Origin of the sequence: Ochrobactrum sp. S1502_03, assembly GCF_044435015.1 — a bacterium.
GTDB classification, from domain to species: domain Bacteria; phylum Pseudomonadota; class Alphaproteobacteria; order Rhizobiales; family Rhizobiaceae; genus Brucella; species Brucella chromiisoli.
On record NZ_JAYEXN010000042.1, the window covers coordinates 1 to 26672 of the forward strand.

The following is a 26672-nucleotide window of genomic DNA, read 5'->3' on the forward strand; positions in this document are numbered from 1 at the left end:
GACGATGTGACTTGACGAGCGTCATGCAGCGTGAGCATGCTGACGAGCAGAGAAACTTTGTCTGCCAAGCTCATTTTCTTCCGCACTTAGGACGTTGTCCGACAGCAGACGCGGCCGGTGCTCAACCTTGACCTTGTCACAGCCTGAGGCGGCCAATGCAAGATCGAGTGTATCGGTGACGTCATCCACCTTCATGCTGGTGCACAGCTTCCAGGCGATGATGTAACGGGAATAATCGTCGAGGATGGTCGATAGGTAAAACCATCCCCAGCCGATGACCTTCAGGTAGGTGAAGTCGGTTTGCCACATCTCGTTCGGCCTCGTGGTCTTGTCCTTGAACTCGTCATTGGCCTTGATGACAATATAGGCTGGCGACGTGATCAGGTCGTGAGCCTTGAGTAAGCGATAGACCGAAGCCTCTGATACAAAATAACTTTCCGTATCAGTGAACTTCACCGCCAGTTCACGCGGTGACAGGTCGGCATGATCGAGCGCCAGTGCGATGATGCGATCCCGGATATCGTCAGGGATACGATTCCACACCCGCGAAGCTGCGGACGTCCGCTCTTCCAGTCCTTCGACACCGTGGGCAAGGAACCGACTATACCATCGATAGAAGGTCGGCCTTGGAATGCCCAGCTTGTCGAGAGTTTGCCTGGCTGACAAATGCGACTGCTCCACAAGCCGGATGATCTCAAGCTTTTCGGAGGCGGGATATCTCATTCGGGCACTGTTACTTTAACGTGAGCGCCGACGTAACTTGGTCTTTGACGCGGTTTCTAAGCAGATTTGAGGCAGGTGATTTCACGCCACATGTTGTTAGCGGTTTGTCGTAACGCACGGTGATCAGCGGCGTTGAATTGGTCGCGGGGAAAGTAATGCAGGTTATAGATCGGATCGTGTATCGACGTGAACTTCTGCACATGTCGCGCTGATTGTTGATTTGCGCGATGGATTGAACCACCTTTGTGTTCCGCGGTAACCCAGTCCATCGCGAGGAATTTGCTGTGATTTCAAGATCCTAAATGTATTCATGTGGATCACATTAAGACGCAAAAATGGGTCAAATGACGGCAGAACTCGACAGGCAATCAACAAGATTGCGTCAGAGCCCTTTTTGGACGCCGATAAGGGGTCCCGTTTGGGCTCTGACGCAATCTCGATGACATCATGGCGCTCCTACAATACGTGCCTCAAGCAAATCGAGTTTCCCGCGGCCGTACATCTGACGCTTGATGAGTTTCAGTTTCGTGATCTGGCCCTCTGTCTGGCCGTTCGACGATATTGAAATTATTGCGTTTTGAACCGCTGCTCTGTCGCGGATAATGCCATTGGCGAATGATGCGACTAGACTTCTTGCCGCGCGGTCGAGCCATGCTTCCAGATCACCCCTGGACTTGCTGCGCAGCATGTTGTGAAAGCTCTCGATGATATCTCTAGCCTCGACAAGGTCCGGTAATCGCTCCTCGATTGCAGCAACCGTCATCGCTTGAGCCTTGGTCAATTTGTTGCGTTCAAGTGTCATCAGGCGGACGATGGTGCGTGCTGCCGGCGCGTGGCCGAGCCCGTTTTCGACTTTTTCGGCTCGCCTTCGTCGTGTCGCCCATTCTGTAACGACACGAAGACTGCCACCAAACCCGGCCAAGCGAAGCTGCCGCCAGAGTTCAGCGCCGTTTCGTGATCCGGCATCCCATTGCGCTTCAAGCCACGGCAGGTGTGGTTCGAGCGAAGTGTGCCGGACCCGGAAGATGTCGGTTCGTTGACCACGAACAACGCTGCGAACCAGCTTTCGGCTATGTCCGGTTCTGCGTACAATTTCCTTGATAGGCACGCCTTCGTCGACGAGCCCACGAATGACAGAGTTTGCCTCTTCGCGTCGCAGATATCCCTCGTATTGTAGCCGCTCGGCAGCAGTCAGAAGCTTGGGATTTACGGTTGCTGTGCCGACTGCCATGCGGACCTGTCGCATCGACTTGCGCACGGCGTCGAGAAAGGCGTGGCTGGCATTTTCCATCAGATGCCAGCGGTCGGCGACTTGATCCGCATGTGGCAGGGCTTGTGAAGTAGCCTGCGCATAGCCGCCACCGCGATCCCGTGCGACGATCTCGATCTGCGGCTGCTGGATTAGCCAGGCCTTGGCAGTCGCCGCTTCCCGGTCGGGGAGCAAGGCAATTGTTTTTCGCCGCTCAAGGTCGCAAATGATTGTGCCATATTGGTGATTGCGACGCCACGCCCAGTCATCGATGCCGATAACACTCGGCGGTGGTGGAGGCGGCCGATCATACCGGCGAACGGTTCGAAGCAGCGTGTCGTTGCTAACCGGAAACCCGAGACGATTTGCGAACCGTGCCGCTGGGCGACCACCCAATGCCAAAGCCAGATGGTGCACCAAGTTGTCCAGGCGTGCTGTCCGGCGTGCCAGAGGTCGGACTATGTTGTCACCGAAACGTTCCGCGAAAATCTTTCGGCGGCATTGGTTGGCACTACAGACGAAGCGTCGGACGGTCAGATGCTGTTCGATCCTCCGGCCTGCACACGGCAGATCGCAAATTATCCGAAGATAGCGACTATGAACACGACGGGAGGTCGTACCGCATTCGGGGCATCGGCAATCGCGCGACTGACCATATGCCGAAACGACGATTGCATCGGATCTTTGATGTACAGCCTCCACGGTCAACTCGGCAGGGATCAGATCGGAAAGTCGAAACTGGGCTCGAATGGCACTGATTCTCCTTCAGAAACCAAGCTAATAGAACCCAAAACATCATCGAGAATGAGTCAGACCCCCGTTTGGATGCTGATTGACAGCTTATGCTTGCGCCGAAGTTAAGGTAACGGTGCCGAGGATTCCGGTATGGCGGAAGGAGATGTTCTACGCGACCATCGTTCCTTCACCTTGCAGAACGTTTAACGTCGGCGTCGCCTGGATTACGCTGCAGGTCCGATTCCGTCCCGCGCTCTTGGCTTCGTAAAGCAGCTTGTCAGCACGTTCATAAAATGTCGCAAAACTTTCATTGCCAACAAGATCGGTCACTCCCATGCTGGCAGTTACTGGTCGTTCGAGACCTGAGACTCTATGAGCGACAATTGCTGGAACCGCCTGACGCCGAAGCTCGGCCTGGCTACCAGCGTCGGCGCCGCGCAAGAGAAGCACGAACTCTTCACCGCCAAGGCGATATGCCCGCACGCTCGGGCCGGCTTGGAGCGCACTGGCAATAGCCTTGAGCACCTCATCTCCAACCCCGTGACCTTTTTGATCGTTGATCGCCTTGAAATGGTCGATGTCAATGACAGCAAGTGCGGCGAAACCTTCACTGCGAAGCTGCTCGAACTGCCGTTCAATAGCCCTTCGATTGAGCAAACCCGTCAATGGGCCTGTTTCGGACAATCGTTCAAGCAACTCCGCTTCGGTGCGGGCGCGATCTCGCTCACGCTTCATGATCACGAAACGGTCCGCCACGCCAAGAGTCGTAAAAAGGACTTCACACATGCAACCGAGGTAGAACAGGAGCATGGCGTCGATGCTGTGCAAACCGGGAACCAGCCCCGACACCAAACGGATCAATCCAACCAGGACGATTGGCGTGTAGCCAATAGCTTGAAACCGCGCCGCGCGGCTTCCGCGACGCAATGCATCGATCATTGACAATATGAAGACAGCAAGGACCGGTGTGAACGCTGCCGTGTATGCGGTCGCCTGTATGGAGCGTGCAACAAAGGGTAGAGCCGCATGAAACGTGCTCAGAAACATCGCCCATATCGCGCAATAGGGGAGCAGGCGTCGCAGAAGCGGATGCATCAACCCGGGCTCGATAAAGCTGTGAGTGAACATAGCAGCGGATGCGACCGTCATTCCGAAAATCAATGTCGTCATCCAGCTTAACGTCATAGCTGGAGGGTCAAAAAGCACGACCGACAGGCCGGAAGAAACCAGAATGGTCATCAGTAGCGAGAATGTAAGCGCTGAATGCCATAGAACGAATGGTTCACGCAAGACCCGATAGAATGCTGCGTTAAAGATCAAGGGCATGACAAGCATGCCCACAAGCCCCGCCAGAATCAGGAGGAATCGTGGACTGCTCATGCCGCCGACTGTGTCTGTCGGAGCAAGATATGCCCTCTCGAGGGTCATCCTGTGGCTTGGCATGTCAAATGCGACGACCACATGCTGGGTCTCGCGGGTCACGTCCGGCAGGGAAACCTTGAAGTAGCCGCCAGCCATTGAACTAAGCAAGTCCACGGCGGGAACGGAAGTTTGCCTGACCACACCATCTCGATTGATTACGAGCAGATGCACCGCTTCAAGAGCGCTCCGCCTTGAGAGTATATATCGGGGAGGGATGCGGTCGGGAGTAATATCGAAGCGAAGCAGCACGCGCTCGGCATCGATAGAGAACTTTCGACCGCCGCAGGACCATCGTTCCCCATCTTGAGCTGTCGCAACCACATCTTCCAACCGGCTTCCAGACGCCCAGCAGGAACTGCGGATAGAGGAAGAATCCGCTGCGCTGGCTGATGCGGCGCCGAATTGCACCAACATCACCAAGAGCAAGAAGACAGTCGTAAATCTTTTTTGCAATCCGCTCGTAATCATCGCTTATCATTACAGCAAAAAGCTTTTGATGCAGTTAATCATCCAAGATCAGCATGCGCCACAGGCTTAAAACCGGCACCGTTACCTTAACTTCGGCGCAAGCATAAGCTGCGAAACTGGGCCATGATTGAATCTCGTGCCTCTCTTTAACGCCGCCATCGTTTCCCTGCTGAGATCATCGCCGAGGCGGTGTGGCTGTATTATCGCTTTCCACTCAGCTTTCGCATGGTCGAAGATATGCTGGCTTACCGTGGGATCATTGTTACCTACAAGGCGGTGCACGGATGGGCGGAGAAGTTTGGACGTGAATACGCCAATACGATCCGTCGTCGCACACCACGCCTTGGTGATAAATGGCACTTGGATGAAATGGTCATCACGATCAAGGGTGAGAAGCCCTTTCTGTGGCGCGCGGTTGATCAGGATGGTTTTGTACTGGATGTTCTTGTTCAGAAGCGCCGCAATACCAAGGCTGCCAAGCGGTTCATGCGTAAACTTCTGCGTGGCCAGGGCTGTTCGGCCCGTGTAATGGTCAGCGATAAGCTGAGACCTTATGGAGCGGCCAAACGACAACTGGGAATGAGTGTTTGCGAGCATCGTCAGCACAAAGGCTTGAACAACCGCGCTGAGAATTCGCACCAGCCCATCCGACGACGAGAGCGTGTCATGAAGCGCTTTAAGTCAGCGCGACATGTGCAACGCTTCGCATCCATTCACGACCCAATTTACAATCTGCACCATTTTCCCCGCAACCTTCTCACCTCAGCAAACCATCGCGAGCTGCGTCAGACCGCTACAAATATGTGGCGTGAAATCGCTTGCATGAAAACTGCATAATTTCAGCACCATAGACAAATTACGAACTTGCTCAGGTTAAAGTAACGGTGCCCTCCAGATCAATGAATCTGGAAACCCATGAATCACACTCCTCGACAAAAGTGAACCCTGAATTTCGATTGAACCCAAAGGCTGGCCTACAATCGAAATCGAAGACCTTATGTCTTGGAGCTCCAAGTTTAACGTCATCGGCTGACCGCTTACTATAGAACTGTTTTTATACAATACCGTCATTTATTAGTCTAGCAATTTCGCTTTCATTCTTACCCAGCCATTCGTTGAGGACCTCTGCTGTATGCTGTCCGAGAGTTGGAGGAGGGCGGCGGATAGTCAGGGGTGTGTCGGAGAGTTTCATTGTGACGCCTGCGGTATTGACTTTACCAACAGTGGGATGCTCGATTTCCACGATCTGCTGGCGATGCAGCAATTGCGGATTGGCGACGACTTCGTCGATTGTTGCGACTTTTGTGCAAGGAATGCCAGCCCCCTGAATTGCGGCAAGGGCTTCTTCAGTGGTGCGTGCGCCAATCCATTCCTGTATGATCGCCTCAATGGCGAGCGTGTTTTCCAGGCGCTTGTCGACGCTTATGAAGCGTGGATCTTGAATCAGTTCCGGTTTTTCCATCAACTCTGCGAGGCGACGGAACAGCGGATTGGTGCCGGACAACAGCAGGATATAATCGTAGGACCCGGTGCGGAACACATTGCCGGGAGAAGAATAGCGGTCGCGGTTGCCTGTCCGCTCAAGCGTAATTCCCTTGTTCATCTGGGTCGGTATGGCTGTTGTCAAAAGAGAAACCGCGCTATCGAGCAAGGCGACATCAATCATCTGACCCTTACCGGTTGAATGACGGGCATTGAGGGCACCGAGCGTTGCCGTGATGCCATACAGGGCACTGATATAGTCGATGTAAAATGTCCCTGCGAGATAGGGCTGGCCATCAGGGGAACCCGTCAGTCCCATCAGCCCACTCATGGCCTGCGCGATGCCGTCAAAGCCTGGACGTTGACTATAGGGACCATCCTGACCGAAACCAGACAGGCGGGTCATGATCAGCCGGGGATTTATTTCACGCAACACATCCCAGCCGCAGCCCATCTGTTCCATTGTGCCGGGGCGAAAATTTTCAAGCAATATATCAGCCTTGGCGACCATCTCGCGGAGAGTTTCCTGCGCGCGCGGTTCACGAAAATTCAGTGTAATCGAACGTTTGTTGCGGTTGAGCGCCAGATAATAAAGGCTCTCCCCGTTATGGAATAGGGGGAAGTGACGACTATCGTCGCCAAAGCCTTTTTTCTCGATCTTGATGACATCGGCACCCATGTCGCCTAAGATCATACCGCAGTGGGGACCGGCAATAAAACGGGTCAGGTCAAGCACCTTGAGGCCTTGCAGGGGAGCAGTCATTCTGTTCAGTTCCTTGCCGAGAAGAGTGTGCCATGAGGATCGATCACCTCGCGGATGAGGCGGATGTCGTCTTTGTCAGGGATAGCCGTTTCCCCGGGGGTACCTTCAATCACCGGCTCAAAGCTCATCGAGTCCAGTATCTCCTCAAGGGTGATGCCCGGATGAATCGAGCGAAGACGCATTTTTTTGGTGACAGGGTGAAAATCAAAAATGGCTTTGTCGGTCACGCAAAGGTTTGGCCCGGGGCCAGGAAGGCGGAGTTCTGCGCGGCTTTCACCGCCGTCTAGAAAACCAAGACTGGTGATGAAATCCACCTTCGGCACGAAAGCGCGTTTCGTCAGGTCGGTTACGATGATGGGTCGCTTGATGAATGCCAGATGCTCCGTCTGTGCGAGACAGCCGACCAAACGGGTCTTTGGGGGCTGGCTTCCACCGATTTCGGTGATGTTGAGGTTTCCATATTGATCGACCTGTGGTGCGGATTCGAACGACACATCGAACCGCCCGCGTGTGACCATATCGATCTTGTAACCGACATCGGCAGGCGAGGCGGCGGCTGGCCAGCGTGTATAGGCATCCTGCAGCAATGCTTCCGGGATGCGATCGAGTGCTGGTGTCAGCAGGTTTCCCCAGTAGATGGAAAAGCCCGGAGCATGTTTGAGCTGCGCAAGGCGCGCGGCCGCGATCGGTATGCCGACTGCGAGCGTGAAAGCCCGTGCGGCAGTGCCCAAACCAACGAAGCCTAATTCGTCGTCCCTCAGCTCGGCCGCAATCGTTGAAATCATTAGTTCTTCGGTCGTATAATCATAAGCCGCCATGGTTCATCCCTCCCTTGCAACGTCAAAAGCGGCAAATGAACCGAATTTTGCGCTGTAGCCAGCCCGGTCTTGCACATCGAGAACATAATCGCGGATATATTGGACCGTGCCGTCCGGCTGCCGCGCCGCTTTCAGATAAGCTTTCAGCGAAGCCTCATCTTCGTCATAGAAACCGTCCGTAGCGGTCGGATGAGCTCCATAGGGAACTTCGATAACAGCTTCGACCAGAGTGTGAGGAATATAGGTCAGAGCCGGGCGTTCGCGGACCTGTGCGTGCGGGATGATTTTTTCAACGGTGACGATGAGACGTTTGGAGGCCGATGCCATCATCTGATCGATGTCGTCGCTGTCGCGTACAACCGGCCATTGGACATTGCCGTATTCGTCGGCGCTATAGCCGTGCAAGAGCGTAAAATCCGTCTCGGCTGCCTTGAGAGCAAGATATTGATCTCCCGTGAAGGGGCAGTTGATGGGCTTGATTTCATCCGGGCTTTTGCCCGGCATGCCAGTTCCCAACAATGCTTTGGAGGGAAGAAAACTCACCCCCATAGCTGCTGCCCGAAAACGCGCGACAAAGGCGGATTCGGAATAATCATGTGTTTCGATCGTGCCCGACTCGACCGCGCGGCGGAAATTCGGGGCAAGACCATGCCGGAAAAATCCGGAATAAATACCTTCCCAGCGACGAATGGAGCCTGCTGCTGCAAGCATGTCGGTTGCAAGCGTGGTGGCCCAGGTCAGGAGTGTGAGATCGCTCACGCCCTGCCGGATCATTTCATGGATGAGTGCCATCGGCTGCCGCCGAAGCAGCGAACCGCCGATTGCAATCGTCGATCCCGACGAAATGCGGGAAACTGCCTGTGGCAGTGTTGTCAGTTTGCATTTCATGCGATCACATCCGTTTCATAAAGGGTTGTGCCGTGACGGCATGCGCCCGCCCACGATCATGGAAACCAGTTCATCATGTTCCACTTCCGAACGACGCACGACGCCGACCATGCGGCCGGTTTTAAGCACTGCGATGCGGTCGGCGATCTGGAAGACGTGCTCAAGATTATGGCTGATGATGAAAACGGCATATCCTTTGTCACGGAGTCGTTCGATCAGTTCGAGAACCAGCCGCGACTCCTCAACGCCCAAGGCCGCCATCGGCTCGTCCATGATGATCAGCCTGACATTGCGATCCAGCAGCAGTCGCGCGATGCCGATTGCCTGCCGCTGGCCGCCGGAGAGCGCACGCACCATCTTGTTCAGATCGGGCGTTTTAAGCCCCAGTTCCTCAAACAGCGCGATTGTCTGGCGGCGCATCTCGGCGTGATCAAGGTAAGGGAAGGCACCCAATGCCCAGTGTTGTAATTCCCGCCCCATGAAAATGTTTTCCTGAGGAGTGAAGACATCGACGAGGGACAGATTCTGGTGCAGGGTTTCGATACCGGCTTCGCGTGCCATAGCCGGGCTGGTCATTTCAATGGGGTGGCCTGCAACGGTGATTGTCCCTGCTGTCGGGGGGATGACGCCGGATATCATTTTTATGAAGGTCGACTTGCCCGCGCCATTATCACCGACAAGCGCCATCACCTCATGCGGATAGATATCGAGATCGATGTTACTGTTGGCAACATGCCCACCATACTGCTTCGTCAGGCCGCGAATGGACAGGAATGGCCGGTCGGTCATAGGTGAAGACGCATTCGTTTGCGCCAACTCTTGTACGGTCATGCCGTAATCCTCCAGAAGATCTTGAATATGCAGGAAGCGATTGACGCTTCCTGCCAGGACTGGTCAGAGACCAAGCGCTTTCATGTCCACAGGCGGAACGATGCGTTCCTTCTTTGAAGCGTCGAAGAACTGGGACAGGTTTTCCTTGGTCACCATCGGAGATTTGAAGACGATCTCTTTCTTGACGTCCTTTTGCTCAAGAATTGCGGCGACAACCTCAATGGCCTCAGCGCCAAATGTCGGATAAAGGAAAGATCCCTTCAGCCGATCGGCTGCGATCATCTCGAAGGTTTCGACAGCGATGGCGTCAAAGCCTGTCAGCCACATTTCCTTGGCGCGCCCGGCCTCTTCGATTGCCTGAAGCGCACCTTTGGCCATGTTGTCATTGTGGCAATAGACGGCATCGATTTGTTTGTTGGCTTGCAGGAAGTCCTGCATCATGACCAGCGCTTCTGTCCGGCTGTAATTGGCGATACCGCGTGCGACGACTTCAATGCCATCCTGCTTGTCGATGATGTCGTGCCAGCCATTCCCGCGAGCCTGATTGACGAGCGAACCGGGACGCCCTTCGATCTGGGCGACCTTGCCGCTTCCATTGAGCGCTTTGACATAATATTCGCCCGCTTGACGGGCCGTACCAAACGTATCGGCGGCAAGATGCGCGGAGAACTCATTGTTCTGTGCAAGCGCCGAACTCATGACGATGACGGGTATTCCAGCATCGTTTAATGCCTCAACGCCGGGCTGGACCGCTTCGGCATAATAGGTGATCATTACGACAGCATCCACACGGCGGACGGCAAGGTCCTCAAGATTGCGGATTTCCTGTGCCGGGTTTTCCCGCGCATCGGTAACCGAAACCTGCATGCCGTGTTTTGCTGCCTGTGCCAGCAGGTCCTGACGCTGGGTCTTCAGCCACTCATCGGTTGCATAAGATTGCGAAAAGCCGATCTTTTTACCGGCAAGCGGTTGCTCCGCCCTTGCGCTGGTGATCACGTATGGGGTGCCGATCAGGCCAAGCGCAGTCGCGCCAAGGCCAAGTTTGAGTATCTTGCGACGGTTGATCGGTAAGGTATCAGCAGGCAGTTTTATTTTTGTCATTATCAGTCCCCTCCTCTGGACTGGATTAAATGCAACCTTATCGCAGGCGATTTCTCTGATCGCTGATGACAACGGCGACAACGATAATGACGCCCATGGCCAGCATTTGCACGAAAGCAGAAACGCCAAGCAGATTGAGCAGATTGGTAATGATGGCCAGGATCAGCACGCCCAGTATGGTGCCGGAAACACCACCGACGCCGCCATCAAAGGATGTTCCACCGATCAGCGTTGCCGCGATGGCATCAAGTTCAAACAGATTGCCAGCATTGGGGTCTGCAACGCTGACGCGGCTGACGAGAATAAGTCCTGCAATACCGGCCAGCAGGCCGGAAAGTGCATAGACCTGTATCTTGATGCGATCGACGGAAATGCCATAAACGCGCGCAGCTTCCTCATTGGCCCCCACGGCATAGACGTGACGGCCCCAGCGCGTGTGTTTCATGACATAGGCCAGCATGAGCCACAGCGCGAGAAATATAACAACGGGCACGGGAATGCCGAAGATATATCCCGACCCCAGCCAGCGGAATGCGCTATCCGCTCCTTGTGCATAGATGTCGCCGCCATCTGAGAAAAGATAGATAGACCCTCTGGCGAAAATCATCATGGCAAGCGTGGCAATGAAGGGCTGTAGCTTGAGTTTGGTGATGATCAGTCCGTTGAACACACCCAGCATCGTTGTCAGGACAAGCGCGCCAATCCATGCGACGGGGGAGCCATTACCGGCCAGTGCCGCAGCCGTTATCGCCGCAACCCCTACAAGCGATCCCGCCGACAGATCAATGCCGCGACAGAGGATGACGACCGTCATGCCGATGGCGACAACGCCGACCATGCTTGCACCGCGAACAACATTGAGGATGTTGGTCGTATTCAGGAAATCAGGAGACGCGATACTGGCTGCGATCACCAGAATGATGAAGGTGATCACATGACTGTAATTCAATAATATGAGTCCGAGACTCTTGGCGCTAAAACGTGGTGATTGCAGTGACGGTGCAGTCTTGCGACTGGAATCTGCATTGGACATGGTAGCCAATCCTCCTCGAAATTGCCTGCTTTGCCGATTTGTGTGCTAGATATGGAGCATCAACAGGTTCTTGTGTTCATGGCTGGTGTCTCAAAGAGCCAGCTTGCAGGATGCCCAGCCGACGACGGTCATCCGATCATCGGATGCGCGACGGCTCCAGACTTCCAGTTCGATCTTGGTTTTCCCGTCCGATTCTTGCGTGATTGCTGCGACTTTTCCGGTCAGTGAGATTGGATCGAAAACCTGCAAGGGTGCGATGAATTTCAGCTGGAACCAGCCATCGGTGAACCAGCTTGGTCCGAAGGCGCGCACCATCAGTTCTCCGAATACCCCGGCCTGTTGCTGGCCCTGCACGATGGGGACCGGCAGCTGGCCCTTGCGGGCGATCTCAATGTCGCTATGGGTGTTCTTCACATATTCGCCGATGCGGGAGAATACCGCCGTCTGTTCCGCCGTGATGACCTTGTCCAGCGGTGAAAGCACGTCACCAATCTTTGTGTTTGCATCGATGCGGTGGATATAGTTCGGATTTTGCGGCAGTTCCCCCGTCACGGCACGCACCGGCGTATCGCTCGCACGTCCGCCAATGGCTCCCGGAATCGTGTGCAGGATTTCCACCCCACGATGGCGGACGATACTGCGGCCATCCTCGCCGGTTGCCTGCGCTTCCATGATGACATAGCCCTGACCGCGCCGGATATAGGATTCTATATAGGCGCCCTTCATGGTAACTTTTTCACCGATCCTGACGGGGCTGTCGAACCACATCTGTTCTTCTGTATGAAAGCCGACAGTTCGGCTGCCGCGATATTTCAGTGTGAAGAGCTGCACCAGATCATTGCCAAGCAGGCAGGCCTGCCCAATACGCGCGCCCCCGTCGGGACCAGCTTGCAAATACCAGGGGTTATAGTCATCCTGCGTGAAGGAAAAACGCTTTATCTTGTGATCATCGATGATAATCGAAACCGGCCCGAATTCTTCGGGAATTTCGAGATTTTCAAAGACAGGCTCCTTGAGGCCCGCTTCCAAATCATCCAGACCCACAGCGCGCCTCGGATCGGTCAGGTCGCGCCATAATTCAGATTTATCTTTATTCATAGTCATGGGTTCCTCCCAAAAATCATGGCCTGATGCTCAGTTGGCTGCATGGTTTTGCGCCAGATGACGCGAAAGCATTGCAACAGCGAGCATACCGGGGTCATCAATGCCGATGGTCTTATCGCCGAACATGCGCGCCCGACCGATGCGGTTTGGCTTGGCGCGAAAATTATCCAGCGCCTGTTCGGCCCCCTCTGCCGCTGCCCTGAGGGTCGGTTCTGTGGTGAGGTTTTTTATGATGGCATCGAGCGAATCCAGGATTGTCTTGTCACCGAGTACGGCCTTGCCCCGCGCCATCATCGCGTCCATCGCCTTGTTGAGAAGGATGGGCATATCGGCATCTTCAAGGCTATCCCTACCTTTGGTTTCCTTGCCGATAGTCAGCAGAGCCGTTGCCACCAGTGTGCCGAGGCTGGAACCTGTCGAAACGGCAGCAGCTTTTGCAAGGGTGGAAAACGCCATGCCGATATCTTCTGTCTGCTCAAGATTGGTCTGTGCCAGAGAGGCAAACAGACGGGCCAGCATTGTGCCGGTATCCCCATCACCCAGCCTGGCATCGGCGGCATTTAATGTTTGCTCAAGATTGCCCATCGCTTGATGGACCGCCGTGGCACAGGATGCGAGGGTCGTTTTCGTCACTGTCATGGCCGCACCGTCCAGAAAGGGCAGGAGGCGGGGGCACTGAGCAGCGTTTGGATTTCGCTGTCGGCAAAGCACAGGCTGACGGACACGCCCGCCATCTCCATTGATGTGGCGAAATGACCGACCAGTGGCTTGATGATCTGAATGCCGGCTTCGCCAAGCTTGTGCGCGGCCCGGCGATAGAGAATAAACAGTTCTTCGAGCGGTGTTGCACCAAGACTGTTGACGAGGATCGACACATTCGATCCCGCTCCTTGCGGCTTGTCGGCGAGCAGTCGCTCGATCATCTCGTCAATAATGGTGTTGGCAGGTTTCAGCCTGTCACGCCAGATGCCTGGTTCGCCATGAATGCCCATTCCCATTTCAATCTCGTCTTCTCCTAGAAGGAATGAAGGGCGGTCGGCACCCGGAACCTGGCATGGGGAGAGGGCCACGCCGATTGTGCGTGTCATATCGACGGTTCGCTGGGCGATTGCGGTGACTGTATGGAGATCACCACGTGCTTCGGCTGCGGCACCGGCTGCCTTATAGGCATAGATGATACCGGCAACGCCGCGGCGTTTGCTGCGCTCGTCCGGTCCCGCGCTGGCGATGTCGTCGGTCCCCAGCACAGTGGTTGTGCGAATGTCGTCTTCGAGCAATTCGCCCGCCATATCGAAATTCATTCGATCGCCACCGTAATTGCCGTAAAGGCGCAGCACGCCTTGACCGCGATCGGCGAGCTTGATGGCGTCCATGCAGGAGCCGACGGTTGGGCCTTCAAAGACATTGCCGATCGAGCAGCTATCCAGCAGTCCATGCCCGACATAGCCGGTGAAGAGCGGTAAATGGCCGGATCCGCCGCCTGATACAACGCCCACCTTGGCGTCTGACGCTTGGGTGCGACGGATGACGCGACCGTTTTCACCATCGCGGGTCAGGGACGCATGTGCCGCCACAAGACCATCAAGCATTTCATCGACAAAGTCCTGCGGGTGGTTGATCAGCTTTTTCATCTGCTCTTCCCCCTTAGTAGCTCAAGGCCGGATCGTCATTGAACATGGTGATTGGCGGATAGGCGAGCTGGTCGGTCACAACATCCAGTACGGTTGTTTTGCCAGAGGCAAGTGCTGCCTTGAGCGCAGGCAGAAAATCATCCGCCTTGTCGATGCGAATGCCATCACAACCGGCGGCACGGGCAATCGCCGCATGATCGACAGGGGTGAAATCGCAGGCATCGGAATATTCACCGAAAATGACTTTTTCGGCGTGTTTTTCATAACCGAGAATTTCGTTATTGAGCACTGCGACGACCACCGGCAAGTTCATGCGGCGGGCTGTTTCCAGTTCGGACCAGACATGAGCGAAGCCGCCGTCGCCCACCAGAGCGAAAACCGGAGCCTTCGGATTGGCAGCCTTGGCACCAATGGCGAAGGGCAGACCCCAGCCAAGTCCGGCAAGACCGCGCGGCGTGATGAAACGCTGGCCGGCTTTGCGGCTTGTCAGGAAATTGGCAATCCATATCGAGGAATAGCTGGCATCGGAAACAACAATCATATCCGGTGTCAGGATACTGTCGAGATCGCTCATCAACCGTTCGGGGCGAAGCGGGCTTTGACTGGATGCTGAAACAGCTTCTCCGTCTTTCCGGCCCTTAGCGAGGGCTTCGGCAATCGTCTGTTCCAGCTTAGCACGGCCTTCTCGGCGCAGTGTCAAATCCGTCTGTTCGAGGGCCTGTTTGAGTGCGCTCAGGCCAAGCTTTGCATCGCCGACAAGGCGAACCGCCTCATAATTGCGTCCCACCTCGCTGGAATCGACATCAAGGTGAATATAGGTCGCATTTTCGGGATAGAGCTGCCAGCTGTCAGTGCCGTTCTGATTGGTGCGATTGCCGACCAGGAGAATAACATCGGCGTCGGTGACGAGATGTTTCAGATGTTTGCTGCGGCTGCGTTCTGCCATGAAATAGCCAACCACGCCGACACTGAGCGGGTGCGTTTCATCGACACCACCCTTGCCCATGACCGTGGTTGCAACAGGAATGCCGGACATCTCTTGCAGGGTAGCAAGCTCCTGCGCCGCATCGGAAATATGAACGCCACCACCGGCAATGATGAGCGGGCGCTTGGCCTTCGCCAGCAGCTCGGCTGCCTTGGCGACCTGCTGTGGATCAGGGCCGCAACGATCAAGCGGGAAGTGACCAAGCGAAGCATTGCGCGGCGCATCCTGAACCGAAGGTTTGTCCATGAACATATCGATGGGCGCAATCAGCACTGCTGGGCCCGGACGGCCTGATGCGGCAGCGGTGAAGGCCGCATCGACATAATCGTCAATGCGGTCGACATCGGCGACGCGCTTGATCCATTTGGCAACGCCCTTGAACAGGTCGAGATGGTCGAGTTCCTGAAATGCGTTTTTGTCGGTAAAGGGGCGAGCGACATCCTGAACGATGGCGACCACCGGAACGGATGCCTTCATCGCTTCTGCAAGACCGGCGACGAGAAGCGTGGCGGCAGGTCCGTTCTGTGCGGTAACGACCGGCACCTTATGGGACATGCGGGCATAGGCGTCGGCCATGACCGAACCTGCATTTTCGGTCCGATAGCCGATCTGGCGGATACCATAATGGGGGGTTGCAAGGAAAAGTGCTGCCGGGATGGCCTGACCGAAGATGACCTCGACGCCATGGCGTTTGAGGGCGGCGGCAAAGACATGCGCGCCGGTGGCATTTGATCCGGCAGTGAGCTGAGATTTAGTCGTGGTTGATGTATCGTCCATAATGAACTCCGTTAGTCAATCAGCGGTTGGCCGCTGCGTCGGGGTTGCACGTGCTTATTCAGCGCGGTGCAAAGAGAATTTGTCGGGGGTCGATCTCGTCTCTGATGATGTGAAGCTCATCCGCGCTCGGTTGAGGCGTTATGGGGACTTGATCGAGGTCACCGATGTCGAAACCGGTCGCATCGCGCAATTCGTCGTGGGTGACGCCTTCGTGGATGGACTTGACGCGTATCCGCCCCGCTTCACGGTCGAAATCGAAAATGCATTTCGGGGTTACAACGAGTGCAGGACCGCCCCAGTCGAGGCCGAGTTTTTTCCGCCCTGCTTCCCCGCCGGGAAAGCCGACACCGGAAATGAAGTCAACCTTTTCCACGAAGTTGCGGCGTTCGTGATGGGGCATCATGATATATTCACGCCGGAAAAGGGTCATATGCTCGGGCTGAAGAATGGGGCCGACAAGCCGGACTTTGGGTTTTTCGTAAGGGCCAACGCAGACGCTGTTGATATTGCCTACGACATCCACCTGCACCGCGCTGGAAAAGCCGAAGCTGATATCACCGCGTTTCAAAGCCCATTGTCCGGGGTAATCGTAAGTCTGCGCTTCGGCAGAGAGATCGCGGAGCACGGCATCATGCTCGGAATCGGGCATGGCATCGAGCTGGCTGAAATCCGGGTTGTGATAGCATCCGGCCAGAAGCAGGGTAAGATCGGGTGCGTGCGTGCGACGCGCCAGTTCCATGGCGACGATAGGAATTGCTGTGCCGAACATGGCCGCAGCCTTGCCTGTCAAAAGGCCAGTAAAGCCGACCTCGGCATTGTTGAAGTCTTTTGCTAGAACAGCAGCGAGCGTTTCAAAAAGGGTTGGCTTGGTCATAGCAGGCTGTCCATGTCCTTAAGACGGGCAAGCTGGGCTGCGCCGATGGTTTGCAGATAGGCGTCATTGCCACCGGAGATCTGCACGAATTTTCTAAGATAGGCTGCCGTGGCTTCCGCGCTTTCGGATGCCGCCACATAGTCCGCATAGTGTTTTTCATCGGCGTGATAGGCTCCGAGTGCAGGGGTGGGGTGTGCGCCATAGGGGAGTTCCACGACCGCACTGATTTTGTAGGATGGAAGTTCGACGAGCCTTGAGTGCTTGCGGATGAAGGCATTGGAGACAATTTTTTCGACCGTTACGACGACTTTGTCCGCCGAACGTCCCATCAGCACATCATTGCTCTGTGGCAGAAGGCGGCGCGCCGGGAAAACCACGTTGCCGCGCTCGTCCGCAGCTAAAGCGTGGATAACGACGACATCCACATCCGCAGCAGGGACCGCGTGCATGGGACGCTCGGTGATTGGGCAGGGGAATGGCTTGATGGCGTCATTATATTTGACAATGTCGTTGCCACCGAGAAACGGCACCGGCCAGAAGGCAAGGCCTTCTTGGCTTGCGCGAAACCGGTCCCAGCTCACCATTTCCGGATAATCGATAACCTTGATCGTGCCATTTTCCACGGCCTTGCGGTAATGACGGGCAAGGCCGTATTTTTCGAGGCCGACATAGGAGGTTTCGACATAGGCGAGGCATCCGCCAGCTGCGAGAAGATCGACATCATAGGATTGCGCGGAACCGACGACCGTCAGGTTTTTGCGGCCCTGACGGACAAGCTCGCGGATAAATCCCATCGGCTTCTGGTAGACCGCAAAGCCTCCAAAAGCGACCCGCGCACCATCAGGTACCAGCTCGGCGGCCTGTTCAAGTGATTTCAGTTTGGATGTAGGTGTTGGCATGTCATCAACCCTTTTTAAGCCTGACGCTTGCGGAGCATACTCCACCAGACGGCGAGTATGATCACGAAGCCCTGTGCGATGAGAAAGACGACCGGGTCGAGCCCGTTCAGCACCATGCCGTTACGCAAAACCGCAACGAACAGAACGCCAATGACGGTACCTATGATGCGTCCGACGCCACCGGATAAAACCGTGCCGCCGACGATAACGGCTGCAATGACATCAAGCTCCATCAGTTCGCCGACGGTTGGCGTGCCCGAATTCAGTCGCGATACGAGCAACACGCCACTCATTGCTGCCAGAACCTGGATCATAACCATGACGCTGATGCGCAGCCTGCCGACCTTGACCCCATAACGTGCTGCGGTGTCGGTATTGCCGCCAACGGCATAGACATGCTGGCCGAAGCGGTGCTGTGAAAGGACAAACCAGCCGAGGAGGATGGCAAGGATCGTGATCCAGACTGGGAAGGACAGACCAAGGAAGGTCGCGTACCAGAGGTTGCCGAAGGATGAGGGAAGGGGGCCAATTGTCAGGCCGTCGCTGATGTAGAATGCGATGCCGCGAAGACCGGATAAAAGTCCGAGTGTGGTAATGAAAGTCGGGATTCCCCAGATAACCCGCAATGTGCCGGTAAAAGCTCCAACTGCCGCTGCTTCAACAAGGACGATCAGAAATGCAATCGGTAACGAGAAGCCGTAATTGACAACCAACATGGCGAACAATGTGCCGGAAAGCCCGACCTGCGCACCGACCGACAGGTCGATTTCGCCGGCGATAATGACAAAGGTCATGCCGATGGCAATAATTGCGATGACGGATGTCTGCTGCAACAGCGTGGCCCAGTTCTCACCCGTCAGAAAGTTGGGGGCGTTAAAACTGAAGAATATAATCATCACTGCCAAAGCGGCTGCGACGCCGATTTCGGCACGCCAGCTTGAAAGGTTGATTTTGCGCGGGCTATGCGCCTGCAAACCGGTGTTTAAACCAGCACTATTGGTCATGGTAACCTCTCTGGAACGAATGGCCGCAAGATCGGAAATAGGCCTTGGGCCGTCAGTTGTTCGCGAGCGTTTTTACGAGGTCGAGATATTTCCTGATCTCTTCGGGATTGTCCCGGGTGTAGATTTTGCTTGCGAGTTCAACGTTACGGGGAATGTTTTCACCCTGTAGATTTTTGGCTGCCGTCTCGACGACGGAATATCCCACCTGATAGGGTTGCTGGTCGGCGATAGCATAGACTTTGCCAGCAGGATCAAGCATGTCGTCGGCCAGTTCCTGGCTCATATCGACGCCATAGAGGCGAACGCTGGAATTCTGCCGCTTTGCGGCCTGGGCTGCCCCTGCCATCGAACCTGAATTGGACGCCCAGACAGCTGAAGTCTTGGGGTTGCGTTGCAGAATATTTTCGTATCCGTTGGCACCCAGTTCAGGCGTTGCTGCTGCAACTTCACTGCCGATCGTGATGCCATCGCCCTTCAGCGTGGACAGCAATCCGCTTTTGCGCGGCATCATATTGGGGTTGGTGGGGGGGAGGGTAATCAGGCCAACTGTATTCTTTCCTTCATTGAGCGCGGAAAGCTGTTTGACCATCTCCGTTCCGAGGTCAGCCGTCATTTTGAAACTGTCGACACCGATCGTGTGCTTGGCAATTGATTTGTCTGCAAGGGCGGTATCGAAGTCGACGATGACGACACCACGGTCAGCGGCTCGCTTGGCTGCGGCCTGCGACGCATTAACATCAAGCGGCGGCATCACGATCGCTTTGACGCCGCGTGTCACGAAATCTTCGATAACCTGTGCTTCCGTCGGCAGTTGCCGCCGGTTTTGGCCTACCTGAAGCTTGACATTGTATTTTTTGGCCGCATCGTTCATCCCGCGCTCGATCTGCTGCCAGAACTGGGAGTCCCGCGCATAGATTATCGCGCCGATGACAGTTTCTTCCGCAGCTCTGGACGGTAGTGTGGTCATCGTGATGGCTGTCATGACGACAAGCCCGGTAATCATCTTTTTCACGATCAACTCCTCCCTTTGATCATTGAAATATGGTGTTCCTGTTTGCGGTGTGTGGACCTTCCTGATGAAAAACCTGTCGGCTTTTCTTTAATGAAGAAACGTTTTCCGAAAACGTTTCGATAAAAAACACAGCTTGCTCTGGCTGTCAATGGGGCAGATTTTTTTTGCCGACTATTTCTTGTCGTTGGTAACGCTCTGCAAGGCTGGTGCTGCTGTGGTGCCGCGAACGACGAGGTGGGTAGGGAGGATAATTTGTTTGGCAGTTCTGGATGGTTGCCTGATACGCTTCATCAATAATTCTGCTGCCGCAGCTCCCATATCCCTTTTTTGCAACTGGATTGTCGTGAGATTTATTAATTTCAGGCCAGCAAGGGTGACATCGTCGAGACCGATAACGGAGATGTCACTGGGTATTTGAAGGCCCTGCTCCAGTGCCGATTGCATAAAACCGAGAGCATTCATATCGCTGCTGGCGAGAACGCAGGTTGGCCGGTTTTTCATTGATGTGAAATAGCGGCCTGCTTCAAGGCCGCTGTCAAAAGTATATCGCCCCTCAAAAATCATCGATTTGGACTGCGACAGTTTCAGTCGGGCACTTTCCTGCTTGAATGTTTCCAGTCGCTCACGCGCAGAGCTGGATTCCAGCGGTCCGGTCACGAAGCCGACACGGCGATGCCCGAGTGAATGGGCATAGCGTATGGCTTCAGCCAGACCGCCGTGATTGTCGGAGCCGACATAGTCGTCTTTCCATTTTTCGCTTCTACGCTGGACCAGAACGTAAGGTGTGCCATGCTCGAGCAACGCACGAATGCGCGGCGTATCACAGTGCTGCGAAATCAGCACCATGCCATCGACCTGATGGTCGAATAATGCCTGCATCTGAACGATCTGGCGCTCCTCGTCCTCGTCTGTATTGCATAGGAGCATGGTGCATTTCTCACGCAGGGCGATGTCTTCTACCCCGCGCACAAAATCGGCGGAGGAAGGGTTTGCGACATCGGCAATCAATACGCCGATGGTAAAACTGCGTTGCATGCGAAGCGCTCTTGCAACAGCCGATGCGCGATAGCCCAGCCTGCGGGCCGTTTCATTGACAAGCTCGCGGGTTTCGTCCTTGACATATTGTTTGCCGGATAATGCATTGGAGACTGTCGATAGCGCGAGCCCCGATGCTTTCGCGACGTCCTTGATGGTAACTTTTCTTCGCTCTGCCATTCCGTCCCCGATCTGCGCCTTGGGTGATAATTGTATTGACATCATCTGCCTGAAGGCTATATCAAAATAAAGAAACGTTTTCCAGAAACGTTTTTATTTTCCCCTGATGGTCGCTCGAGGACACTGCAAAGTGAGGCGGGAATCTGGGTTTGTCGAGAGGCGATACGCTTGTCGGGACGTTGCGCGTCAGTTAGTCAGCAAGTAATGCTATAACTTATTGAATTGACGCAATGTTTTTATCGGAAAGCGTGTTTGTTTTTTCGGCCGGTGCTTTGGTGGAGGAGAGTGTGATATGACGACCGAATTCCTGTTACAGGTGAGCGACCTGAGCAAGGCCTATGGTGCGGTACAGGCGCTACAGGATGTGAGCTTTACGATGCGGCCCGGTGAGACGATTGCACTTGTCGGTGACAATGGTGCAGGCAAGAGCACCCTTGTGAAACTGTTATCTGGTGTCATTCGCCCAACTTCCGGGGCTATTGAGCTTGAGGGCAGGCCGGTCGAGCTTGCTTCGCCTGATATTGCGCGCAGCCACGGTATAGAAACAGTCTATCAGGATCTGGGGCTATGCAACAATTTGACAGTTGCCGAAAATATCTTTCTTGGCCGCGAAGAAGTGGTCGGGTGGGGCCCTTTCTCCTTTCTGGCACGCGGTCGTATGCGCGAAAAGGCGAAGCACGCGCTGGCGGGTCTCTCGATCAATGTTCCTTCGCCAGACCAGAATGTAACCGGCTTGAGCGGTGGCCAAAGGCAGGCCGTTTCCATTGCTCGTAGCAGATTGTGGAAAAGCGCACTTGTCATGCTCGACGAGCCGACCGCAGCGCTTGGCGTGCAGGAAACAGAGAAAGCGATGGAAGCCGTGCGGCAATTGCAAAGCAATGGCGTGGCGATCATCCTGATCACTCACAGTATGCCGATGGCCAAAGAAATGAGTGATCGCGTGATTGTGCTGCGCAGAGGCAGGAAGGTGGGAGATGTCCGTACTGCTTCGGTCTCCGGCGACGATATCGTCTCGCTGATCACGGGAGCACGTGAACATCTCTTTGAGGCGGCTTAATCTTATGGTGCAATCAAAGCTGGTTTCTCTTGAAGAGGCGGTTTCCTTCGTCCAAGATGGTATGTCGATCACGGCCGGAGGCTTTGCTCATTCCCATCAACCAATGGGTTTTATCAGGACCCTGATGCGCACGGGTGTCAAAGATTTGACGATCATGGGCGTGGCGGAGTGCTGGGTGGCAGAATGGCTGGCTGCGGCAGGCATGCTGCGCCGCGCATATTTCTCGAATTTCATGTTTGAAGGATTTGGGCGCTGCCGCCGTTTTTCTGAAGGTATAGAAAACGGAACAATAGAGGCGGAAGATCACAGCCATTTCGGCATGGTTATGCGTTTTATGGCAGCTGGACTGGGACTGCCTTTCATGCCAATGCGCTCGCAGGCCGGTACCGACATCATGAATGTCCGAGGCTTTGAAAATCCGTCCGACAAGGCGCAGATGTTTCAGTCTCCCTTTAATGGAGAAACGCTCAGCCTGATTTCCCCCTTGAAACCGGACGTTGCCGTTATTCATGCGGCGCGCGCCGATGAACTCGGCAATGTTGAACTTTACGGCACGACGTCTGTCATTGAAGAGCAGGTCCGCGCAGCAGCCATGGTTATCGTCACCGTGGAGGAAATTGTTTCGACCGATGAAATCCGGCGCAACCCGCAGGCGACATTGATACCCGGCATGATGGTCGACAAGTTGGTTCAACTTCCTTATGGCGCGTTTCCGCTGGGGGTGTATGGCTATTATGAATATGATGGGGCCGCGCTGGCTGAATATTACGAAGCATCGCGCAATCATGACACGACCTGTCTGTGGCTCGACAAGTGGGTGCATAGCATAGAATGTCATTGGGATTATCTGGACGCGCATGGTGTATTACGACTGCTCGCACTGCGCACCGATCCGCACCTTGGCTATAAATACACTATACCGAAAGAGGTGGCAATATGACAGGCAGTCGTGACATATTGATGACAGTTGCCGCTTCGAGGGAAATTAGGGATGGTGAAACGGCTTTTATCGGTACCGGCTTGCCGATGGTTGCAGCCTATCTTGCCAAAGCAACTCATGCGCCTTCAGTCAATCTGGTTTTTGAATCCGGTATTATCGACCCCTCACCGATAGAGCTTGCCTCAGGTGTTGGCGATTATAAGCTCATCTATGGTTCAACCAAGGTGGCCGGTACATTTTATGCACTATCTTTGCTACAGCAGGGCAAGATCGATATAGGCTTTCTCGGAACTGCTGAGATAGATGCCTATGGCAATCTCAATTCAACAGTTATCGGTGACTACCGCAAGCCGAATGTTCGGCTGCCCGGCTCCGGCGGCGCAAACGATATTGCTTCCATGGCAAAACGTTTCGTCATTATTGCTCGCGCTGATCGTAAACGTTTTGTCGAGAAACTGAACTATCTAACGACGCCAGGCTTCCTCAATGGACCAGGTGCTCGGGAAGCCGCTGGATTGCCCGGAGCGGGACCAGTAAAGGTCATTACCGATCTCGGTATTCTTGGTTTCGATACCGATACAAAGCGGATGCGGCTGGAAGAAACTTTTCCCGGCATCGAAGCCGAGCATGTGCAGGATGCCATAGGGTTCAAGTTGGAAACTTATAGCGGGACGAAACCTGTAATACCGCCGACACCTGTTCAGATTGAGCTTTTGAAAAAGAAAATTGATCCTACCGGCATGTATGTCAAAGATTTTCAGGCCTGACTCATGACAAAAACCGAAATGAAGTATGCGAGCTTGAAGCAGGCGGCTGCAATGGTGAGTGACGGTGCAACTCTGGCATTGGGTGGGAGTGAAACTGCTCGCCACCCCATGGCTCTGGTGCGCGAAATCATTCGGCAGCGCAAAAAGGGGCTGCACCTTTGCGGTTATCGATATAGCGTCGATTTCGACATGCTTGTCCGTTCCGGCTGTGTCGCAACATTGGATGCACCTGTGTCGGTCGATATTTCGCATGGCGTTTGTGTGGTGTCGAAGCCAATCGGCGAGGCTGCAGCCTTTGCCCGGTTTGAAGCAGCCGCTGCGGATTTACCATATGCGCTGGTAAAGCCAGAGGCTGTGAAACTAGTAAACGACACTGTCGCGATGATAGAAGACGTTTTCGGCGGGGCTGGGGCCTTGGCCGTTCGACGGCTTGATCCCGATATTGCAATTATTCATGCTCATACTGCCGATATATACGGCAATGTTCAGATGGATATGGAATATCAATCCACTTTTGCCCGCGATCTTGTTTTGGCTCGCGCCGCTAAATGCGTGATCGTTAGCGTCGAACAGATCGTCAGCCCTCAGTCAATTGCAAGCGCGCCGTGGAACGTTGTCTTGCCTGGTGAAGCTGTCGATTGGGTTGTAGAGGCACCCTATGGTGCGCTGCCGAGCGCCTGTGAAGGCCGCTATCAAGCCGACGAAGATGCCTTGGCTGAATATAATATGGCGTGCCGACAGGCTTTGACGGTGCGGCCATGGTTTGATGAGCATGTGTATGCATTCGACAGTCATGCCAACTATTTGGATCGACTGGGGATGAAGCATATTCAATCCCTGACCGTGAAACGGTCCGCATGTGCCTGAAAGCTGGATATGTATCGGTATTGTTAATCCGCGGAAAGAGATATTGAAACCATGAGGCAGGGCAGCGAGGCGGCTTCTTTCTATGATGATCGGAGCATGGGGCCTGAAGAGGTCTATCTGGCAGAGCTTCATGCTTTATGGCGCAAGAACTGGCCAGAACAGCTTCGGGATACACCACAAGATCCAATGCCTGGATTGAATCTGCCGCAACGAGTAGCTGAATGGGCACGGCTGAAACCGGAGCAAACAGCTATCTGGTTTTACGGACGAAGTTTCACTTATACGGACCTGTTTGATCTGAGCGAGCGCTTTGCGAAGGTGCTGCATATTCAGGGAATAAAAACAGGTGATCGTGTTGCGCTTTTCATGCCGAACTGCCCTCAGTTCACTGTGGCATTTCTCGCTATTCTTCGTCTGGGTGCTGTTCATTGCCCGATGAGTCCATTGGCGAAAAGGGCAGAGTTGGAACATCAATTGAGGGATAGCGGTGCCAAGGCGATCATCGCACTGCAATCATTAATGCCTATTGTCGATGCCTGCGAAAACACCAGTCTGTCTGTGTTTTTCAGGACACGTATCTCCGATGCCCTGCCGGATGCCGCGGAGATACCATTACCACCTATGCTGCTTGCCGAAGAAGCGTCACAGGGCGAAGCAATCGATTTCTTCGAAGCTATTGCCGGTGTCACATTGAATGGTGAGGAGGTAGAGAAGTATACGTTAGAACCCGATGCCATTGCTTCGATTAACTATACAAGTGGTACGACGTCCAGTCCGAAAGGGTGCCTACATACGCAGGCGCATATGCTCTATACGGCTGCGGCCAATCACCTCCAGGATGAAAGTTTTTCAGAAGCAACACTGAATTTTTTTCCGCAATTCTGGATTGCCGGGCAAAATCATGGCCTTGTTTATCAGATATTTTCCGGGACAACGCTAGTTTTGCTGTCGCGTTGGGATGCACTAGCCTTCATGATGGCGGTATCCAAACAGCGTGTCGGAGCGACAACGATGCTAGTTGATAATCTTCTTGAAGTGATGAATCATCCTCGTTTTGGTGAGTTTGATTTATCTTCTCTCCGGCTCATTCGTTGCGTGTCTTTCGTTAAAAAACTCGATACTGATATCCGCCATCAATGGATGGAGCACTATCCGCAGACTGTGCTTTGCGAATCGGCTTGGGGCATGACCGAGACCCACACCGCTAACACAGTAACGATCGGCTTTCAGCACGAAGATTTTGACCTTCAATCACGCTCAACGTTTGTCGGCGTGCCGTCCCCAGGTACGGATTTCAAAATCTGCGATTTTGAAACTGGCGAAATATTACCATTGGGAAGTGAAGGGGAAATCTGTTGTCGTTCTCCCTCCATCTTTAACGGCTATCTCAATGCTGATCAAGCAACCGCGTCTGTTCTCCGGGATGGATGGCTGCATTCGGGCGATATCGGACTAATCGATGCAAATGGTTTCATCCATTATCTTGGTCGAAAGAAAGATCTTATCAAAGTTAACGGTATGAGCCTCGCTCCTGCAGAGATAGAGGCCATTATAGCTGCGCACCCAGCTGTTTTTGCAGTTGCTGTCGTGCCACGTCCAGATGAGAAGAAAGGGCAGGTTCCTGTCGCTATCGTTCAACTAAAGCCTTCTAGCAACCTCACTTTGGAAGATGAACTTATAGATTGGTGCAAAGAACAGATCGCTAATTATAAAGTACCAGAGGTACATATTACTGACTGTTTACCGGTGAGTGGCACAGGAAAAATAAGAAAGGATTTATTAAAAGATAAGCTTAATTTATATTTTAAGTAATAATTCATCCATAATTATAAACTCGAAAATAACTACATGCTGGAAGATTGAAATAGATTCTGGATACTAGGCATCGTGGAAGAATTGGTTGACGTATTGATCGAAGCTTGATTCAAGGCACCGTAATGTCTGGATGGCGCCCGTCTGGCAAGTGTCTATTCCTTGATGATTGAGCAGAGCGGGTCGGGTGCAGTCATGTCTCCGGCCTTTTGATG

22 protein-coding genes and 2 pseudogenes are annotated in these 26672 nt (G+C 54.2%); 6 read left to right on the forward strand and 18 right to left on the reverse strand.

Annotated features, from left to right (window positions below):
* Positions 1 to 93: 93 nt before the first annotated feature.
* From VBH83_RS17325 to VBH83_RS17335, 3 genes and pseudogenes are all read right to left on the reverse strand, one after another.
* Positions 94 to 723 (reverse strand): annotated as a pseudogene (locus tag VBH83_RS17325) (DDE-type integrase/transposase/recombinase); the annotation flags it as partial.
* A 445-nt stretch (positions 724 to 1168) separates the two neighbouring features.
* Entirely contained in the window at positions 1169 to 2722 is a 1554-nt protein-coding gene (locus VBH83_RS17330) for an ISL3 family transposase (protein ID WP_396998845.1), read from the reverse strand.
* A gap of 153 nt (positions 2723 to 2875) precedes the next feature.
* A complete protein-coding gene (locus tag VBH83_RS17335) occupies positions 2876 to 4450 on the reverse strand; it encodes a diguanylate cyclase (RefSeq protein ID WP_396998847.1) in 1575 nt (524 codons plus the stop codon).
* Between the two features lie 297 nt (positions 4451 to 4747).
* Between VBH83_RS17335 and VBH83_RS17340 the strand changes: the two are divergent.
* Positions 4748 to 5434 (forward strand): annotated as a pseudogene (locus VBH83_RS17340) (IS6 family transposase); the annotation flags it as partial.
* Positions 5435 to 5651: 217 nt separating this feature from the next.
* Here the strand turns inward: VBH83_RS17340 and VBH83_RS17345 are convergent.
* From VBH83_RS17345 to VBH83_RS17415, 15 genes are all read right to left on the reverse strand, one after another.
* Positions 5652 to 6842: a CaiB/BaiF CoA transferase family protein gene (locus tag VBH83_RS17345; RefSeq protein WP_396998807.1), complete on the reverse strand. Its 1191-nt coding sequence runs from the start codon at positions 6840 to 6842 to the stop codon at positions 5652 to 5654.
* A 5-nt stretch (positions 6843 to 6847) separates the two neighbouring features.
* The gene (locus tag VBH83_RS17350) at positions 6848 to 7660 is read right to left on the reverse strand and encodes a CoA-transferase (RefSeq protein WP_396998809.1); all 813 of its coding nucleotides are present in this window, start codon (positions 7658 to 7660) and stop codon (positions 6848 to 6850) included.
* A gap of 3 nt (positions 7661 to 7663) precedes the next feature.
* A complete protein-coding gene (locus VBH83_RS17355; RefSeq protein WP_396998811.1) occupies positions 7664 to 8548 on the reverse strand; it encodes a CoA transferase subunit A in 885 nt (294 codons plus the stop codon).
* A gap of 15 nt (positions 8549 to 8563) precedes the next feature.
* Positions 8564 to 9379, reverse strand: coding sequence for an ATP-binding cassette domain-containing protein (locus tag VBH83_RS17360; RefSeq protein ID WP_396998813.1), 816 nt, complete (start codon positions 9377 to 9379; stop codon positions 8564 to 8566).
* A gap of 63 nt (positions 9380 to 9442) precedes the next feature.
* Complete coding sequence (locus VBH83_RS17365) at positions 9443 to 10480, reverse strand: substrate-binding domain-containing protein (protein ID WP_396998815.1); 1038 nt, start codon at positions 10478 to 10480, stop codon at positions 9443 to 9445.
* 37 nt (positions 10481 to 10517) lie between these two features.
* Positions 10518 to 11513, reverse strand: a complete 996-nt coding sequence (locus tag VBH83_RS17370) for an ABC transporter permease (RefSeq protein ID WP_396998817.1) — start codon at positions 11511 to 11513, stop codon at positions 10518 to 10520.
* Positions 11514 to 11603: 90 nt separating this feature from the next.
* A complete protein-coding gene (locus VBH83_RS17375; protein WP_396998819.1) occupies positions 11604 to 12617 on the reverse strand; it encodes a hypothetical protein in 1014 nt (337 codons plus the stop codon).
* Positions 12618 to 12647: 30 nt separating this feature from the next.
* Positions 12648 to 13256, reverse strand: a complete 609-nt coding sequence (locus VBH83_RS17380) for a dihydroxyacetone kinase subunit L (RefSeq protein ID WP_396998821.1) — start codon at positions 13254 to 13256, stop codon at positions 12648 to 12650.
* Positions 13253 to 14248, reverse strand: a complete 996-nt coding sequence (locus tag VBH83_RS17385; RefSeq protein ID WP_396998823.1) for a dihydroxyacetone kinase subunit DhaK — start codon at positions 14246 to 14248, stop codon at positions 13253 to 13255. Before VBH83_RS17385 ends, VBH83_RS17380 begins: the two co-directional genes overlap by 4 nt.
* Positions 14249 to 14261: 13 nt before the next feature.
* Positions 14262 to 16010: an acetolactate synthase catalytic subunit gene (locus VBH83_RS17390; protein WP_396998825.1), complete on the reverse strand. Its 1749-nt coding sequence runs from the start codon at positions 16008 to 16010 to the stop codon at positions 14262 to 14264.
* 58 nt (positions 16011 to 16068) lie between these two features.
* Entirely contained in the window at positions 16069 to 16884 is an 816-nt protein-coding gene (locus VBH83_RS17395; protein ID WP_396998827.1) for a CoA-transferase, read from the reverse strand.
* Positions 16881 to 17783, reverse strand: coding sequence for a CoA transferase subunit A (locus VBH83_RS17400; protein ID WP_396998829.1), 903 nt, complete (start codon positions 17781 to 17783; stop codon positions 16881 to 16883). Before VBH83_RS17400 ends, VBH83_RS17395 begins: the two co-directional genes overlap by 4 nt.
* A 14-nt stretch (positions 17784 to 17797) precedes the next feature.
* Positions 17798 to 18787, reverse strand: coding sequence for an ABC transporter permease (locus VBH83_RS17405; protein WP_396998831.1), 990 nt, complete (start codon positions 18785 to 18787; stop codon positions 17798 to 17800).
* 52 nt (positions 18788 to 18839) lie between these two features.
* Positions 18840 to 19790: a sugar ABC transporter substrate-binding protein gene (locus VBH83_RS17410; RefSeq protein ID WP_396998849.1), complete on the reverse strand. Its 951-nt coding sequence runs from the start codon at positions 19788 to 19790 to the stop codon at positions 18840 to 18842.
* A gap of 180 nt (positions 19791 to 19970) precedes the next feature.
* Positions 19971 to 21014, reverse strand: a complete 1044-nt coding sequence (locus tag VBH83_RS17415; protein ID WP_396998833.1) for a LacI family DNA-binding transcriptional regulator — start codon at positions 21012 to 21014, stop codon at positions 19971 to 19973.
* A 292-nt stretch (positions 21015 to 21306) separates the two neighbouring features.
* On the opposite strand from VBH83_RS17415, the gene VBH83_RS17420 reads away from it, so the two are divergent.
* Genes VBH83_RS17420 through VBH83_RS17440 form a run of 5 tightly spaced genes read left to right on the forward strand, consistent with a single transcriptional unit; the run spans position 21307 to position 26457 of the window.
* Positions 21307 to 22071, forward strand: coding sequence for an ATP-binding cassette domain-containing protein (locus tag VBH83_RS17420; protein ID WP_396998835.1), 765 nt, complete (start codon positions 21307 to 21309; stop codon positions 22069 to 22071).
* A gap of 4 nt (positions 22072 to 22075) precedes the next feature.
* Positions 22076 to 23011, forward strand: a complete 936-nt coding sequence (locus VBH83_RS17425) for a CoA transferase subunit A (protein ID WP_396998837.1) — start codon at positions 22076 to 22078, stop codon at positions 23009 to 23011.
* A complete protein-coding gene (locus VBH83_RS17430) occupies positions 23008 to 23778 on the forward strand; it encodes a CoA-transferase subunit beta (RefSeq protein WP_396998839.1) in 771 nt (256 codons plus the stop codon). The genes VBH83_RS17425 and VBH83_RS17430 overlap by 4 nt, the downstream gene beginning before the upstream one ends.
* A gap of 3 nt (positions 23779 to 23781) precedes the next feature.
* Positions 23782 to 24645 carry a CoA transferase subunit A gene (locus VBH83_RS17435; protein WP_396998841.1) on the forward strand — a complete coding sequence of 288 codons (864 nt, stop codon included), beginning with the start codon at positions 23782 to 23784 and terminating at the stop codon, positions 24643 to 24645.
* A gap of 51 nt (positions 24646 to 24696) precedes the next feature.
* Positions 24697 to 26457 carry an AMP-binding protein gene (locus VBH83_RS17440; protein ID WP_396998843.1) on the forward strand — a complete coding sequence of 587 codons (1761 nt, stop codon included), beginning with the start codon at positions 24697 to 24699 and terminating at the stop codon, positions 26455 to 26457.
* The last annotated feature ends 215 nt before the right edge of the window (positions 26458 to 26672 follow it).

Bases quoted from the DNA above. Each gene is read 5' to 3' on its own strand.
- VBH83_RS17345 (WP_396998807.1), bottom strand. From the start codon at position 6,842: ATGACTGCTCCCCTGCAAGGCCTCAAGGTGCTTGACCTGACCCGTTTT.
- VBH83_RS17350 (WP_396998809.1), bottom strand. From the start codon at position 7,660: ATGGCGGCTTATGATTATACGACCGAAGAACTAATGATTTCAACGATT.
- VBH83_RS17355 (WP_396998811.1), bottom strand. From the start codon at position 8,548: ATGAAATGCAAACTGACAACACTGCCACAGGCAGTTTCCCGCATTTCG.
- VBH83_RS17360 (WP_396998813.1), bottom strand. From the start codon at position 9,379: ATGACCGTACAAGAGTTGGCGCAAACGAATGCGTCTTCACCTATGACC.
- VBH83_RS17365 (WP_396998815.1), bottom strand. From the start codon at position 10,480: ATGACAAAAATAAAACTGCCTGCTGATACCTTACCGATCAACCGTCGC.
- VBH83_RS17370 (WP_396998817.1), bottom strand. From the start codon at position 11,513: ATGTCCAATGCAGATTCCAGTCGCAAGACTGCACCGTCACTGCAATCA.
- VBH83_RS17375 (WP_396998819.1), bottom strand. From the start codon at position 12,617: ATGACTATGAATAAAGATAAATCTGAATTATGGCGCGACCTGACCGAT.
- VBH83_RS17380 (WP_396998821.1), bottom strand. From the start codon at position 13,256: ATGACAGTGACGAAAACGACCCTCGCATCCTGTGCCACGGCGGTCCAT.
- VBH83_RS17385 (WP_396998823.1), bottom strand. From the start codon at position 14,248: ATGAAAAAGCTGATCAACCACCCGCAGGACTTTGTCGATGAAATGCTT.
- VBH83_RS17390 (WP_396998825.1), bottom strand. From the start codon at position 16,010: ATGGACGATACATCAACCACGACTAAATCTCAGCTCACTGCCGGATCA.
- VBH83_RS17395 (WP_396998827.1), bottom strand. From the start codon at position 16,884: ATGACCAAGCCAACCCTTTTTGAAACGCTCGCTGCTGTTCTAGCAAAA.
- VBH83_RS17400 (WP_396998829.1), bottom strand. From the start codon at position 17,783: ATGCCAACACCTACATCCAAACTGAAATCACTTGAACAGGCCGCCGAG.
- VBH83_RS17405 (WP_396998831.1), bottom strand. From the start codon at position 18,787: ATGACCAATAGTGCTGGTTTAAACACCGGTTTGCAGGCGCATAGCCCG.
- VBH83_RS17410 (WP_396998849.1), bottom strand. From the start codon at position 19,790: ATGATTACCGGGCTTGTCGTCATGACAGCCATCACGATGACCACACTA.
- VBH83_RS17415 (WP_396998833.1), bottom strand. From the start codon at position 21,014: ATGGCAGAGCGAAGAAAAGTTACCATCAAGGACGTCGCGAAAGCATCG.
- VBH83_RS17420 (WP_396998835.1), top strand. From the start codon at position 21,307: ATGACGACCGAATTCCTGTTACAGGTGAGCGACCTGAGCAAGGCCTAT.
- VBH83_RS17425 (WP_396998837.1), top strand. From the start codon at position 22,076: ATGGTGCAATCAAAGCTGGTTTCTCTTGAAGAGGCGGTTTCCTTCGTC.
- VBH83_RS17430 (WP_396998839.1), top strand. From the start codon at position 23,008: ATGACAGGCAGTCGTGACATATTGATGACAGTTGCCGCTTCGAGGGAA.
- VBH83_RS17435 (WP_396998841.1), top strand. From the start codon at position 23,782: ATGACAAAAACCGAAATGAAGTATGCGAGCTTGAAGCAGGCGGCTGCA.
- VBH83_RS17440 (WP_396998843.1), top strand. From the start codon at position 24,697: ATGAGGCAGGGCAGCGAGGCGGCTTCTTTCTATGATGATCGGAGCATG.